Annotated in this window: 14 protein-coding genes and 1 pseudogene; 10 read left to right on the forward strand and 5 right to left on the reverse strand. The window is 68.6% G+C overall.

All coding sequences use genetic code 11. From position 1 onward, the window contains the following. Positions 1–17 precede the first annotated feature (17 nt). From Q0653_RS12900 to Q0653_RS12910, 3 genes are all read left to right on the forward strand, one after another. Positions 18–968, forward strand: coding sequence for a DNA-3-methyladenine glycosylase 2 family protein (locus Q0653_RS12900; protein ID WP_298944978.1), 951 nt, complete (start codon positions 18–20; stop codon positions 966–968). 69 nt (positions 969–1,037) lie between these two features. Further along, positions 1,038–1,451, forward strand: coding sequence for a VOC family protein (locus Q0653_RS12905; RefSeq protein ID WP_298742207.1), 414 nt, complete (start codon positions 1,038–1,040; stop codon positions 1,449–1,451). Positions 1,452–1,470: 19 nt separating this feature from the next. Beyond that, on the forward strand, positions 1,471–1,689 hold the full coding sequence (locus Q0653_RS12910) for a hypothetical protein (protein ID WP_298742206.1): 219 nt from the start codon (positions 1,471–1,473) through the stop codon (positions 1,687–1,689). Positions 1,690–1,710: 21 nt separating this feature from the next. Here Q0653_RS12910 and Q0653_RS12915 read toward each other — a convergent pair whose 3' ends face one another. Together Q0653_RS12915 and Q0653_RS12920 are read right to left on the reverse strand one after the other, a co-directional pair. Further along, positions 1,711–1,884 (reverse strand): hypothetical protein, encoded by a 174-nt coding sequence (locus Q0653_RS12915; RefSeq protein ID WP_298944981.1) that lies wholly within the window; start codon positions 1,882–1,884, stop codon positions 1,711–1,713. Between the two features lie 204 nt (positions 1,885–2,088). Then, on the reverse strand, positions 2,089–2,904 hold the full coding sequence (locus tag Q0653_RS12920) for a Cof-type HAD-IIB family hydrolase (RefSeq protein ID WP_298944983.1): 816 nt from the start codon (positions 2,902–2,904) through the stop codon (positions 2,089–2,091). Positions 2,905–3,002: 98 nt separating this feature from the next. On the opposite strand from Q0653_RS12920, the gene Q0653_RS12925 reads away from it, so the two are divergent. The 4 genes from Q0653_RS12925 to pgi all read left to right on the forward strand — a co-directional run bounded on the left by Q0653_RS12925 (position 3,003) and on the right by pgi (position 7,549). Next, positions 3,003–4,277: a histidine kinase gene (locus tag Q0653_RS12925; protein WP_298944985.1), complete on the forward strand. Its 1,275-nt coding sequence runs from the start codon at positions 3,003–3,005 to the stop codon at positions 4,275–4,277. Further along, positions 4,265–4,954: a response regulator transcription factor gene (locus Q0653_RS12930; protein ID WP_298944987.1), complete on the forward strand. Its 690-nt coding sequence runs from the start codon at positions 4,265–4,267 to the stop codon at positions 4,952–4,954. Before Q0653_RS12925 ends, Q0653_RS12930 begins: the two co-directional genes overlap by 13 nt. Next, positions 4,951–5,784: a hypothetical protein gene (locus Q0653_RS12935; RefSeq protein ID WP_298944989.1), complete on the forward strand. Its 834-nt coding sequence runs from the start codon at positions 4,951–4,953 to the stop codon at positions 5,782–5,784. Before Q0653_RS12930 ends, Q0653_RS12935 begins: the two co-directional genes overlap by 4 nt. An 85-nt stretch (positions 5,785–5,869) precedes the next feature. Further along, positions 5,870–7,549, forward strand: coding sequence for a glucose-6-phosphate isomerase (gene pgi, locus Q0653_RS12940; protein WP_298944991.1), 1,680 nt, complete (start codon positions 5,870–5,872; stop codon positions 7,547–7,549). A gap of 217 nt (positions 7,550–7,766) precedes the next feature. Here pgi and Q0653_RS12945 read toward each other — a convergent pair whose 3' ends face one another. After that, positions 7,767–8,399, reverse strand: a complete 633-nt coding sequence (locus Q0653_RS12945) for a YdeI/OmpD-associated family protein (RefSeq protein WP_298944994.1) — start codon at positions 8,397–8,399, stop codon at positions 7,767–7,769. A gap of 79 nt (positions 8,400–8,478) precedes the next feature. Continuing rightward, on the reverse strand, positions 8,479–10,572 hold the full coding sequence (locus tag Q0653_RS12950) for a glucose PTS transporter subunit IIA (protein ID WP_298944996.1): 2,094 nt from the start codon (positions 10,570–10,572) through the stop codon (positions 8,479–8,481). Positions 10,573–10,861: 289 nt separating this feature from the next. On the opposite strand from Q0653_RS12950, the gene Q0653_RS12955 reads away from it, so the two are divergent. Next, positions 10,862–11,833 carry a lytic transglycosylase domain-containing protein gene (locus Q0653_RS12955; protein WP_298944998.1) on the forward strand — a complete coding sequence of 324 codons (972 nt, stop codon included), beginning with the start codon at positions 10,862–10,864 and terminating at the stop codon, positions 11,831–11,833. A gap of 59 nt (positions 11,834–11,892) precedes the next feature. Here Q0653_RS12955 and Q0653_RS12960 read toward each other — a convergent pair whose 3' ends face one another. Next, on the reverse strand, positions 11,893–12,534 hold the full coding sequence (locus Q0653_RS12960) for a sugar O-acetyltransferase (RefSeq protein ID WP_298945000.1): 642 nt from the start codon (positions 12,532–12,534) through the stop codon (positions 11,893–11,895). Positions 12,535–12,546: 12 nt separating this feature from the next. On the opposite strand from Q0653_RS12960, the pseudogene Q0653_RS12965 reads away from it, so the two are divergent. Further along, positions 12,547–12,732: pseudogene (locus tag Q0653_RS12965) on the forward strand (NAD(P)-binding domain-containing protein); the annotation flags it as partial. A 240-nt stretch (positions 12,733–12,972) separates the two neighbouring features. After that, on the forward strand, positions 12,973–13,626 hold the full coding sequence (pdxH, locus tag Q0653_RS12970; protein ID WP_298945001.1) for a pyridoxamine 5'-phosphate oxidase: 654 nt from the start codon (positions 12,973–12,975) through the stop codon (positions 13,624–13,626). Positions 13,627–13,708 lie beyond the last annotated feature (82 nt).

A 13,708-nucleotide genomic window follows, 5' to 3' on the forward strand; every position in this document is an offset into this window, starting at 1 on the left:
CGGCGTAGGGTTGCCGCATGACGATTCGGGAGCGGATGCCGGTGCTCCCGCCACCCGCGGACCCACCGATCGAGACGGAATATCGTCCGGGCACGCCGATCGACGCCGCGCGCGCGATCCAGTACCAGCAACGCGGCGCGCACGATCCATCGCACGTGCACGCCGGCGGCGTGATCTGGCGCGCGACCCGCACGCCGCTGGGGATCGCGACGCTTGCCGTCCGCGTCGAGCGAGGACGCATCCGCGGAGCCGCGTGGGGTCCCGGCGCACCATGGGCGCTCGATCAGCTGCCGGCCCTGTGCGGCGCTCTCGATGATCCGACCGGGTTCGAGGGACACCGGCATCCCCTCATCGCCGACGCCCACCACCGCTACCCCGGCTTACGGATCGGACGCACCGACCTCGTCTTCGACGCTCTCGTGAGCGCGATCTTCGAGCAGAAGGTCACGGGGCTCCAGGCGTTCGGCGCGTGGCGGGCGATCCTCACGTGGTGTGGCGAGCGCGCGCCCGGCCCCACGCCGCGCCCGATGTTCGCGCCACCCGCCGATTGGCACGCGGTTCCGAGCTGGACCTGGCATCGCGCCGGGCTCGAGCCGCCGCAATCGCGCACGATCGTGGCGGTCGCGGCGCGGCGCGCGTCGATCGAGAGAGCGATGACGCCTGCCCTCGCCGGCGACGCGAGAGACGAGATCCTCACGAGCCTGCGCGGTGTCGGCGTCTGGACGAGCGCCGAAACCCGCATTCGTGCGTTCGGCGATCCGGACGCCGTGAGCGTCGGTGACTACCACCTCGCCCACCAGGTGGGTTTCGCCCTGACAGGCCATCGCGTCGACGACGACGGGATGCGGGAACTCCTCGCCCCGTGGGCCGGCCACCGCCAACGCGTCATCCGCCTGATCGGACTCGCCGGTCCCCGCGAACCGCGCCGCGGCGCACGATTGAGCCCGGAAGATCACCGGGATCGCTGACGCTCATCTTGTGGATGTCTGACCCCGGCGAGACACTGAGCGCATCAGTCCACTCGGAAGGAACCGACCATGGCGCTCACGCTCAATCCGTACATCAACCTCCGCGGCGACGCGCGCGCAGCGCTGGAGTTCTACCAGTCCGTTCTCGGCGGCGAACTGGACATCAGCGAGTTCGCGAGCTTCCCCGAGATGGCCGGTCCGGGCGAAGGACATCTGGTCATGCACGGTCAGCTGACGACCACCGACGGTCTCGTGCTGATGATCGCCGACGTCCCGAGCGCCATGCCCTACGCGCCGCCGGCCGGCATCAGCGTGTCGATCAGCGGCGATGAGGCCGACCGCCTGCAGGGAATCTGGGATGCCCTCAGCACGGGCGGCACCGTGACCGCTCCGTATGAGACCCCGCCGTGGGGCGGCACCTTCGGGATGGTCCAGGATCGCTTCGGAATCGACTGGATGGTGATGTTCAACGCGGCCGAGTGAGGAGCCTGAGGCTGGCGGAATGGCGCAAAACGGTTGGCCCAAGGGTCGCATCGGATGGATCGTCGGGACCGTCGTCCTGCTGGGCGCCGGAGTCCTGGTCGGATTGATCCTGGAGAACGTGTGGCTGGGTCTCACGATCGCCGTGATCGTCTCGATCGGATGGCTGATCGCCTACGAGTCCTGGCGCGGACGTACCCCGAACGACGACGACCCGTGGGACGACGGCGCGCAGATCTGACGCGCACCGCCGCCGGATCCTCTACGCCGGTGCGTCTTCGTCTTCTTCAGGGTTGAAGTTCGACGCCTCATCCGTGTGCCCCGCCGCGACGCCGTCCGCGTCGGGCGGGATGGTGCCGTCCTGTCCGAGACCGCCCGGCTTCTCGGTCGCTTCGGTGTCGTCGCTGTCGATCGCGGCGTTGTCGTCGTGCGTCATGATGGCCTCCTCCGCGCGACCGTCGTGGTCGCCTGTGGCGAACCTACGGTGCGCCCCGCGGGCGGTCGAGGGGATTGACCTTCGCGACGTCACGACGTAAGGCGGGCACATCTCTTCGTGCGTATCCGGGTCGCCGTTCGCTGCGACGGGGAGCCTCGCCGACCTCGGCTTCGTTCTCGTGGTTGCCGCGCTGTCCAGCAGTCCTCAGTCGAGGCCGAGGAGGTCTTCGATCGCCGTGATGACACCGGCATCCGCGTTCGACGGGGCGCGGTAGCGGGCGACGGCGACGACGTCGGGATGCGCGTCGGCCATCGCGTACGACCAGTCCGCCGCCTGGAGGAGCTGAAGATCGTTGAGGTAATCGCCGAAGGCGGCCGTCTGAGCCGAGGTCACCCCGAGTGCCTGCTGAAGACGGCGGAGAGCGACACCCTTGTCGACCGTGGTGTTCATGATGTCGACCCAGTGCGCGCCCGACACGACCACCTGGTGCGAGTCCCGAAAGTCTGCGAAGGCTGGTGCCGTGTGCGCCTCGCCACCGTCGAAGTCGAAGATCGCGAGCTTGAGTACCTGATCGTCCACGGCGAGCAGGTCGCTCGTCTGCTCGAGCTTCGCGTAGTACTTCTCGACCTCCGCGACGAACTCCGCGTCGGGGTTCTCGATGTAGGCCGAGCGTTTACCGCACACGACCAGGCCCGCGCGGAGCGTCCCGGCCGACACGAGATCTCTCACCCGGGCGATGACGGAGGCGACGACGAGAGGGTCCACGGCATCCGAACTCACCTCGACCTCACCGCGAACGACATACGCCCCGTTCTCGGCGATGTAGTCGAGGTCTGCGTCGACTGCTGTGAACATCGCCTGGAGGGTCGCCAGTTGCCGCCCACTTGCCGGCGCGAAGGCGATCCCCCGCTCGTGCAGACGCTCGAGCAGCGGCCACAGAGCATCCGGAATCGACCCGTCCGGTCGGAGCAGCGTGCCGTCCATGTCGACGGCGATCAGGCGGATGTCGGGAGCAGTCACCACTCCATCCTCCTGCACCGGTCGGTTCGGGATATCCCGAACCGAACCTTCCGGCTGCCTCTGGCGCCGCGCGCGGCCGCCGCCTCTAGCGTGGAGCCATGACCACCGTCCCCCTCGTTTCCGCGCCACCCGCGAGCCGTCCACGAGCGGGCGTCGCCACCCTCCTCGGGGCGATCGCCCAGCTCGCCGCCGTCGGCCTCGTCGGATCACTCCTCTTCGCCGCGCTCGCGTCCTTGCTGAGCATCGGTATCAGCCTGCTGCTCGTGCTCGGCATCGGACTCCTGTTCCTCATCGGCTTCGTGTACCTGCTCTGGGCAACGGCCTGGGCCGAAACCGAGCGGGTCGAAGGCCTGTACGGCTACGGCGTGCCCGCCCTGCGGGCCCGCCGCAGCGGACGCCCCGGGTTCGGCGGATGGATGCGGACCCTCTGGCAGCAGTTCACCGACGGCCCGATGTGGCGCGGCGTCGCCAGTGCCGCCATCGCCACCGTGCTCGGGCTCATCGTGCTCCCGACGCTCACCGGACTGATCGCCGCGATCGGACTGGCGTTCGCCCCGCTGTCCGCTCAGGCGGTGACGCGGATCGCCGGCACCGGGATCGAGGTGGCCTCCGGGTGGGCCGTCGCGCTCGGGATCCTCGGGGTCGTCGTGGCGCTGGCCGTCCTCCTCGGTATCGCGCTGCTGCACGGTGTGCTGACGCGTGCGATCCTCGTGCCATCTCGCGAAGCGCAGCTCGCCGCACAGGTGCAGACCGCCGGCGCGCAGCGCGCCGGGGCCGTCCGCGCCAGCGAGGTCGAGCGGACCCGCATCGAGCGCGACCTCCACGATGGGGTCCAGCCGCGCCTCGTGGCCCTCGGCATGACCCTCGGCCTCGCGCAGCAGAAGATCGACACCGACCCCGACGCCGCCAAGGCACTGATCGACGAAGCACACACCTCGACGAAGGCCGCGATCACCGAGTTGCGACAACTGGCCCGCGGCATCCACGCGTCTGTCCTGGACGATCGGGGACTGGATGCCGCGCTCAGCGCGCTGGCTGCCCGCTCCCCCATCCCCGTGGTGTTGGACGTGCGGATCGACGGTCGGTGCAGCGCGACCGCGGAGGCGGCGGTCTATTTCGCCGTCGCCGAGTCGCTGACGAACGCGGCCAAGCACTCGCGCGGGTCGGCGGCCCGCGTGATCGTGCGCCGTCGCGACGACGGCAGCCTCTGGGCACGCGTGGAAGACAACGGTATCGGCGGCGCACGGGTACTTGCCGGCGGTGGCCTGGACGGCATCACGAATCGCGTCCTGGCCGCCGGTGGGACCGCGCGCCTGGAAAGCCCGGCCGGCGGCCCGACCGCTCTGGAGGTGAGCGTCCCGTGCGCATCCTGATCTGTGAGGATTCCGCGCTGCTGCGCGAAGGCCTCGTCCGCGTGCTCGCCGATGCCGGCCACGACGTCGTCGCGGCACTCCCCGATGCGACGGATCTCCCCGCCACGGTCGCGCAGACGACGCCCGACCTGTGCCTGCTCGATGTGCGACTTCCGCCCACGTTCACCGATGAAGGCATCCGTGCCGTGCTCGCACTCCGCGCGGCGAACCCGTCACTGCCCGTCCTCGTGCTCAGTCAATACGTCGAAGAACGGTACGCCAGTGAGCTCATCACCGGGCAGGCGGCGGCGTTCGGCTACCTGCTGAAGGATCGGGTCGCCGACGTCCGCGACTTCCTCGGCTCGATCGAGCGGATCGCGGCCGGCGCAACGGTGCTCGACCCCGAAGTCGTCGCGCAGCTGCTCACCCGACGCTCCCGCGACGAGCGGATGAGCCGGCTCACCGAGCGCGAGCGCTCGGTGCTGGCGCTGATCGCCGAGGGCAAGAGCAATCAGGCGATCGCCCAGGCCCTCTTCGTCAGCGAAGCGAGCGTGGAGAAGTACATCACCTCGCTCTTCCAGAAGCTCGACCTGGAGCAGGACGAACACGGTAACAGACGCGTCCTCGCGGCGCTGGTCCACCTCGAACACGGCGGTGCCGGGACCGGCACCGCTCCCCAGAACGGAGCATCACGATGACCCTCACCGCACCCCCGCAGCCCCCTGCCCTGCCGCCGACCCCGCCGCGTCCGCCGCGCCGCACTTCGGCTCGCGTCATCTCGATCCTCGCGATCACGCTGGGGGCCGCGCTGATCATCGGGACACTGCTCACCGGCATCTTCTCAGCCGTGCGTGCGGCGACCCTCCGCACCGAGACATTCACGGCGGATGCCGCCGGCATCTCCGAACTCGAGATCGACATCAACGCCGCCAACCTGATGATCGAATACGGCGACGAGGCGAGCCTCACCGTCGACGGGGCGGCGGGAGACTGGCGCTTCGAGCGCGATGACGATGCCCTCCGCGTGACCAACCAACGATCGTGGTGGGTCGGGTGGCGCTGGGGATCCAGCGACGAGGCGGTCCTCACCCTGCCGCGCTCACTGGAACGCGTTGTGCTCGATGCCGACCTCGCCGTGAACGGCGGTGCTCTGACGGCCGATGGACGCTTCGGCGACCTCGATGTGGACCTCTCGGCCGGTTCGCTCGATGTCTCCGGCTCCGCGCAAGAGGTCACCGTCGACGGATCTGCCGGACGCCTCACGCTCGACCTCGCCGATGTCGACTCGGCCGACCTCACCCTCAGCGCAGGTGCGCTCACGGGCGCCTTCACCGGCTCCACCCCGCAGAGCGTGACGGCGGATGTCAGCGCCGGACGCGTCGAGCTCGCCCTGCCGGATGACGCATACGCGGTGGACTCGGATGTGTCGGCCGGTCAGTTCCGACACACGCTCACGGTCGACCCGGCATCCACACATCGGATCAGCGTGCAGGTCTCGGCCGGCGCCGTGATCCTGAGCGCGGACTGACACGGCTCGAGACGGGGTGGTCACCGGACGACATACGCGGCGCACGCGCCTGCACCGCCGCACCATCGGCGCTAGCGTTGACCCCGTGACCACCCCCATCGATGCCACCGCCACGCCCGCCTGGGCAGACCTCGCCGCTCGCGCTGACGGCTTCGCGCCCGACCTTCGCCGCTGGTTCGCGGACGACCCGAGCCGCGCCGCGCGACTGACGTTCGACCTGGCCGACCTTCGGATCGACCTGTCGAAGAACCTGGTGGATGCCGGCATCCTCGACTCGCTGCTCGCTCTGGCACAGCAGGTCGATCTCACCGGCCACCGCGACGCGATGTTCCGCGGCGACCACATCAACACTTCCGAAGACCGCGCCGTACTGCACACCGCGCTCCGCCGGCCGGTAGGTGCGCAGCCGGCACTCGTCGTCGACGGGCAAGACATCGATACCGACGTCCAGGATGTGCTCACCGCAATGACCGCCTTCGCCGATCGCGTGCGGCGCGGCGACTGGGTCGGCATCACCGGCAAGAAGGTCACGCACGTCGTCAACATCGGGATCGGCGGCTCCGACCTCGGCCCCGCGATGATCTCCGCGGCCCTCGAGCCCTTCGCCACGGCCGGCATCCAGGCCCGGTTCGTCTCGAACATCGACCCGTTCGACCTCGCGCACAAGACCAAGGACCTCGATCCGGAGACCACCCTGTTCGTCGTCGCCTCCAAGACGTTCACGACACTCGAGACGCTGACCAATGCCCGGCTCGCCCGCGCCTGGCTGTGGGCGGGTCTGGCCGCGTCCGGCGCGATCGACGGCTCCGACGCGCAGAAGACCGATGCCGTCGCCCATCATTTCGTCGCCGTCTCGACGGCACTCGAGCGGGTCGCCGCGTTCGGCATCGATCCGACGAATGCGTTCGGCTTCTGGGACTGGGTCGGCGGTCGTTACTCGGTCGGCTCCGCGATCGGACTCTCGCTCATGATCGAGTTGGGACCGGACGCCTTCCGCGAGTTGCTCGCCGGCTTCCATGCCGTCGACGAGCACTTCGTGCACGAGCCGCTCGAGCGCAACGTCCCGGTACTCATGGGGATGCTCAACGTCTGGTACACGAACTTCCTCGGCGCGCAGTCGCACGCCGTCCTCCCGTACGCGCAGCAGCTCAGCCGCTTCGCCGCGTACCTGCAGCAGTTGACGATGGAATCCAACGGCAAGAGCGTCCGCTGGGATGGATCGCCGGTCACGAGTGACACGGGCGAGATCTTCTGGGGCGAGCCGGGGACCAACGGGCAGCACGCGTTCTATCAGCTCATCCACCAGGGAACACGGCTCATCCCGGCCGACTTCATCGGATTCGTCAATCCGGCCTATCCTCTCGAAGACGATGGGCGCGACGTGCATGGGCTGTTCCTGGCGAACTTCCTCGCCCAGACCAAGGCGCTCGCCTTCGGCAAGACCGCGGCCGAGGTCGAGGCGGAAGGCACGACCGGCGCGCTCGTCGCGGCCCGGACCTTCCCCGGCAACCGGCCGACGACATCGATCTTCGCGCCCGCGCTCACGCCGAAGGTGCTCGGCGAGCTCATCGCACTCTACGAACAGATCACCTTCACGCAGGGCGTCGTGTGGGGCATCAATTCGTTCGACCAGTGGGGTGTGGAACTCGGTAAGCAGCTCGCGCTGCAGATCGCACCCGCAGTCGAGGGCGACGCGGCGGCGACGGCCGCCCAAGACGCCTCGACGCAGGCGCTCCTGGCCTACTACCGCGAGCACCGCGCGTAGTCTCCCTCGCCCAGCGCCTGCTGCCTGCTGCCTGCTGCCTGCGAGACGGGACATCGGCGATGAGACGGGATGCGAAGCGTCGCGTCTCATCAAGAATGTGCCGTCTCACCGCGAGCGGATCGAGACCGTGGCACGCGAGGTGACCGGTCCAGATGGCGCCCCCGCCAGCCTTGACGACGGCGTGCTGCTCCTCCGGCGACGCTGATTGCCGCTCGGCTCAGCGCGCGGCGTCAGCCGCAGCCGCCGCGCGCGTGAGCCATGCCGGCGTCGCACCGTAGCGCTGCGTCGGGATCAGGCGCCCGGCGGCACAGTCCTCGACGAGCGACACGAGCCGCGCGGCACGCGTCTGCTCGCGCTTCGCGCTCTGAACCCACATCACCGCGACGCGCCGGTAGCTGGGGATGGCGGCATCCCAGAACGCCTGCGCGGCCGGGTCGGCGGCGATCGCTGCGGCCTCGGCGGGCGAAAGCTCTGCCTGGGCGTAGGAGTACCCCGGCACCGACGGATCACGGTGCGCGTATGCGGCCAGCCCCGCCGGCCGCATGAGGCCCTCGGCCGTCAGCCGTTCGATGTGTGCAATGTTGACCGCGCTCCAGACCGATCGCGGCTTGCGCGGAGTCCACCGCTGCCGGCGCGCGGTGTCGTCGATGCGGTGCGAGATGGAGTCGATCCATCCGAAACACAGCGCGACCGGAACGGCGTCTGCCCATGTCAGCCCGCGGTCGGGTTGTCCTTTGCGTCGCAGGCCCATCCACAGCTCGGTCGCCGTCTCGTGGTGCTCATCGAGCCACGCACGGAATTCCTCCGCATCGGCGAAGAACACCACGTCGATCTCGCCTGCCTCGGCCATGCCCGCGACGCTATCACCGCGCCCCGACAGCACTCATCCCCCGTGCGAGAGCGCACGGGGGATGAGCGACGAATACGCGTCAGGCCTTCTTCTGAATATCCAGCAGCGGCGTGCCGTGCGAGGTGGGACCGAGCGCCACCGGATCGACCGTCTCGAACTGGTCGGCGTTGAGGACGATCACCGGGGTGATGAGCGGGTAGCCCGCTTTCTCGATGACCGTGCGGTCGAACGTCACGAGCGGCGTTCCGACCTCGATCCGATCGCCGTTCTTGACCTTGACGTCGAAGCCTTCCCCCTTGAGGTTGACGGTGTCGATGCCCACGTGAATCAGCACCTCCGCGCCGTTGTCGAGCTGCAGACCGAACGCGTGACCGGTCGGCTGCGCGGCCACGACGACGCCCGCGCCCGGCGCGTAAACGGTGTCACCGGTCGGCTCGATCGCGACCCCCGGACCCATGACGCCCCCACCGAAGACGGGGTCGGGAACCTCGGACAGCGCGACCGCCGTGCCATCCAGCGGAGACGCCACCTGCACCAGGGCGCCCACGCCGGCTTCAGCCTCGGCGACCGCGGTCGCCGTGGCCGTTCCGGTGCCGGATGCGGCGGCGGCTGCCGCGCTCGCGGCGATCAGTCCGCTGGCCGACTCGTGGGCGGGGCGGTTTTCGATCTCCTCGACCGTGACACCGGCCGCGGCGACGGCTGCGGCATCCGCGGGGTTCTTGTACCCCGAGATGACGACAAGAAACATCGAGACGAAGAACGCACCGAGGATCGCGATCGCGTACAGCCCGATCGGGTCGAACGCCGGGATCGTCAGCAACGAGGTGAAGACGAACGCGTTGGTCGTGATGCCGTTCGGGAGCCCCAGGATGAGGCTACCGATGCCGATGATGAGACCACCCGTGAGGCAGCCCACGAGCATGCGTGGGTAGATGCGCTTGAACCGCAGATGGATGCCGTAGAGCGAGGGCTCCGAGATTCCACCGAGCAACCCCGCCGCCAGCGCACCGGTCGCGGTCTGCTTCATCTCCTTGTCCTTCTCACGCCATGCCAGCAGCAAGACACCGGCGGTCGCGCCGAAGCAGGCGAAGTTCCAGGCACCCATGGGCCCCTGGATGTAGTCGTAGCCGAGGGTCTGGATGTTCAGCAGCATGACCGCGTTGATCGGCCAGTGAAGGCCCAGCGGCACCATGAACGGGTACGCCAGGGGAATCACGATCGCGAAGATGAAGGGCGAGAACGTGTTGATCGCACTGAGGGCGCCCGACAGCGCCGCACCGGCGTACACGCCGATCGGTCCGATGAGGAATGCGGTGAGCGGGATCATGATGAGCATCGCGAGGAACGGCACGAAGATCAGCTGCACGTTCTCGGGGATGATCTTCCGCAGCCCCTTGTAGACGAGACCGAGCACCGCGGCCATCAACAGCGGCGGGAAGACCTGCGAGCTGTAGTCGAAGAGCGTGAGCGGGACACCGAAGATCGGGATCGTCGTGATCTCCGACCCGAGGAACGAGCCCGGGCTGGCCGCGTCGTTGGAACCGAGGGCCGTGAACCCCGGAAGCATGAGCACCGCCATGATCGCGAAGCCCACCCACGGGTCGGCGCCGATCTTCTGCGACGCGTTGTAGGCGACCATGAGCGGCAAGAAGACGAAGACGCACTGCCACATCAGGTTGACGAACTGCCAAGACGGCTCGAGGGTCACGCCCGGCGAGTTCCATGCCGGGATCACTCCCAGCGTCGCCATCAGCGCCATGAACGTGATGAACAGCGAGGCTCCCAGCAGTGCCCCGAGAATCGGCCGGAACGAGTCGGAGAGGTACTCGAACAGGCTGTCGAGCCACGCGACCTTTCCGCGCGGACCCTTCGCCCGCTCGCGCGCTTTGATGTCGGCCGCAGAGTCGCCACCACCGCCCCCGCCGGCCATCACCGGAAGAGCCATGATGTCGTTGTACGTGTTCTGCACGGCGCCGCCCATGACGACCTGGTAGCGGTCACCGGCTTGCGGGACGGCTCCCATCACGCCGGGAATCGCCTCCACTTTCGCTTTGTCGACGATCGAGCCGTCATTGAGCTGAAACCTCAGCCGCGTTGCGCAGTGAGTGAGGCTTGCGATATTGCCGGGGCCACCGATCGCGTCAACGATGTCGGCTGCGGAATTGGATGCCATGGTCCTGTCTCCCTGGGAGTCGCCTGTATTCGTGACTCTACTCCGGCGCTCCCCCCGCGAGGTAGAGCCGGACCGTGACGATGCCCGGCATCCCTTGTCACGACTGGCATCGGGCGGATGCCGGCGCCCCCCACCTCCGTTATCTCACCGTTACTTTCGACAGTGCCGTTCAGCGAAAGCCCAGGCTTCGCCCAGAAAGTGCCCGCAGACTCGGGGACTTGTGTCCCTCCCGAGGACATTTTCCGACGCGTGCGCGCCGGTTCCGACACATCGAAAGACTCCCCGTTACATGCGCTTTTCGTTCCAGCCTGCTCGTTTCCCGCTCGCGGCGACCGCTGTCGCCGTCGCCGCCGCCGCGGTCTTGACAGCCGGAACATCGGCCGCGGTCGCCGCCGACCGCACCGAGGTCGCGTCGGCGTACGCGATCGGCGCGGCCCCCTCCGACTCGCGCTCCGCGTCGGTCGCCGACCCGCTCGCGCACATCACCGACGATGCGTCTTCTGCTCTCACGAGCGCTCGTTCGGCGGTCGCCTTCGCCCGCGCCACCGAGCGTGACGTCGCCCAGTCGGGCCTCGACGTGACCGGCACCACGACGATCGACACGACCGACCTCGCCGCGCTGACCGACCAGCTCGCCCAGCACGAGTTGACGCCGCTCATGCTGCTCCCGAAGCAGGTCACCGAAACGCGTCGGGCGACGGATGCCGTCAACGCCGCCGCGGGCAATCTCGCCGGTCGCCTCGAGCACGCCAAGGCCGTCAAGGCGGTCGCCGATGCCGCTGCCGCTGCCGCGCAGGCCGCAGCCGAAGCTGCTGCTGCCGCCAAGGCCGCCGCCGAAGCTCAGGCCGCCGCGGAAGCTCAGGCCGCCGCGGAGAAGGCCGCCGCCGAAAAGGCCGCAGCATCCGCTTCGTCCTCATCGTCGTCGTCCCTCTCGAACGTCAACGTCAACGTCGACCCCGCGTCGGCGCAGGGCATCGCCCGATCGATGGCCGCTTCGCAATACGGCTGGGGCGATGACCAGTTCGCGTGCCTGGTGTCGCTGTGGAACAAGGAATCCGGCTGGAACGCCAGCGCCTACAACGCGAGCAGCGGTGCGTACGGCATTCCGCAAGCCCTCCCCGGCAGCAAGATGGCTTCGGCGGGAGCCGACTGGCAGACGAACCCCGCGACGCAGATCGCATGGGGAATGGGGTACATCGCGGGTCGCTATGGCAACCCGTGCGGCGCCTGGGGCCACTCGCAGTCGGTCGGCTGGTATTGAGCAACCGATGACAACGGCCCGCATCCTTCCCAGAGGATGCGGGCCGTTTCGCGTCGAGGTCAGTCCAGCGGGAAATCGATTCGACGGTCGCGCCAGCAGAACTCTCGGTCGTGGTCGCCGATCTCGCGGACGACCCGGCAGGGTGAGCCGACGGCGATGACCCCGGCGGGGATGTCTCGGGTGACGACGCTGCCGGCACCGATGACGGTGTCGTCGCCGATCGTGATGCCGGGCATGATCAACGCGCCGGCGCCGATCCACACGTTGTCGCCGATCACGACGGGCAGATTGAACTGTGCGGCCTCGCGGCGGAGCTCAGGGAGAATCGGGTGCCCCGCGGTCGCGATGACGACATTCGGCGCGATCATGACATTGCTGCCGATCGTGATCGCGACATCGTCGACGAGCGTCAGATTGAAGTTCGCGTAGACGTTGTCGCCGAGGGTGACGTGGCGCCCCGCCCAGTTCGCGTGCAGCGGCGGCTCGATGTAGCACCCCGTGCCGACCGAGGCGAACATGCGCGCCAGAAGCTCCTGGCGCTCGGCGCTCTGCGACGGGCGCGTCGCGTTGAAGTCGTAGAGCACCTCGAGGGCCGCGGCCTGGTCGTCCATGAGGGAATCGTCGGTCGGGTCGTAGACGAGCCCGGCGTTCATGCGGTCCAGGTTGTCGTCGCCGAAGTCGAGGAGGCGGGGTGGTGTCATGCGTCCATCCTGGTGGATGCCGGGAATCCTGACGGCTGCACCGGGGTTGGCGCCACTATGACCACCTACGGAATCATCGGAGCAGGACACATCGGATCTCAGGTCGCGCGCGCGTTGACCGCCCTCGGCGAGCAGGTGGTGATCGCGAACTCACGCGGACCGGAGTCGCTGGCTGAGCTCGTGGACGAACTGGGGCCGCCCGGCGTACGTCGTGCGCCAGAACGCCGAGGAGCTACGCGAGAACATCGCGAAGGGCTTCCGCGTCAGAGCCGAAGACAACGCCTGAGAGACCCACGCGGAAACGGGCCTGTTCTGTCGCATTCACGCGCGCGCGGCGACGAAACAGGCCCGTTTTGCGTGGTGACAGCCGAGGGATGCCGCTTCGTTCCGCGCGCGCTACCACCGCCGGGCGGGGGCGCGGCGCGCTAGCCTGCAGACGTGACCGATCCGAACGAGGCGCTGTCGCGCCACACCGATTACGGCATCGAACGGCTGGACGAATCCGACCTCGCCGGCGATCCCTTCGCTCAGTTCCAGCTCTGGCTCGCCGAGGCCGCGCAGCGCGGCGTGTACGAGCCGAACGCGATGGTGTTGGGAACGCTGGACTCTGCCGGCATCCTGCAGAGCCGCACGGTTCTGCTTCGACAGATCGATGAGCGCGGATTCGCGTTCTACACCGACCGCGAGTCTCGGAAGGGCGAGGCGATCGCCGCGCACTCCGGGGCCACGCTCCTCTTTCCCTGGTATTCACTGCACCGACAGGTGCTCGTGACCGGTACAGTCGAACACGTCAGCAGTGCCGACTCCGACGCGTACTGGCAGAGCCGCCCGCACGGGTCGCGCATCGCCGGGACCGCGAGCAGGCAGTCGCAGCCGATTGCCTCACGCACCGAGCTCGAAGAGCGCGTGCGTGCCCTCGAGGTGCGTTATCCCGAGGGAACCGACGTGCCCCGGCCGGAGCGGTGGGGCGGATATCGCGTGGTGCCGACGCGCATCGAGTTCTGGCAGGGGCGGACCTCGCGACTGCATGATCGACTGGTCTTCACCCGCGCGGACGCCGACGCGTGGTCATTGGAGCGCCTGCAGCCGTGATCCGACGTCGGGTTCGCGAAACCGCGCGCGTGTTCGCTGATCGCGCCGATCGTGTGACACGCGCGCGGTTTCGAATCTGCGG

The organism is uncultured Microbacterium sp. (genome assembly GCF_947488465.1).
In the GTDB taxonomy this organism is placed as follows: Bacteria; Actinomycetota; Actinomycetes; order Actinomycetales; family Microbacteriaceae; genus Microbacterium.

Excerpts from the sequence above, each read along its gene's own strand:
- Q0653_RS12900 (WP_298944978.1), top strand. The coding sequence starts at position 18 with ATGACGATTCGGGAGCGGATGCCGGTGCTCCCGCCACCCGCGGACCCA.
- Q0653_RS12955 (WP_298944998.1), top strand. The coding sequence starts at position 10,862 with ATGCGCTTTTCGTTCCAGCCTGCTCGTTTCCCGCTCGCGGCGACCGCT.
- Q0653_RS12950 (WP_298944996.1), bottom strand. The coding sequence starts at position 10,572 with ATGGCATCCAATTCCGCAGCCGACATCGTTGACGCGATCGGTGGCCCC.
- Q0653_RS12925 (WP_298944985.1), top strand. The coding sequence starts at position 3,003 with ATGACCACCGTCCCCCTCGTTTCCGCGCCACCCGCGAGCCGTCCACGA.
- Q0653_RS12905 (WP_298742207.1), top strand. The coding sequence starts at position 1,038 with ATGGCGCTCACGCTCAATCCGTACATCAACCTCCGCGGCGACGCGCGC.
- Q0653_RS12910 (WP_298742206.1), top strand. The coding sequence starts at position 1,471 with ATGGCGCAAAACGGTTGGCCCAAGGGTCGCATCGGATGGATCGTCGGG.
- Q0653_RS12960 (WP_298945000.1), bottom strand. The coding sequence starts at position 12,534 with ATGACACCACCCCGCCTCCTCGACTTCGGCGACGACAACCTGGACCGC.
- Q0653_RS12935 (WP_298944989.1), top strand. The coding sequence starts at position 4,951 with ATGACCCTCACCGCACCCCCGCAGCCCCCTGCCCTGCCGCCGACCCCG.
- Q0653_RS12915 (WP_298944981.1), bottom strand. The coding sequence starts at position 1,884 with ATGACGCACGACGACAACGCCGCGATCGACAGCGACGACACCGAAGCG.
- Q0653_RS12945 (WP_298944994.1), bottom strand. The coding sequence starts at position 8,399 with ATGGCCGAGGCAGGCGAGATCGACGTGGTGTTCTTCGCCGATGCGGAG.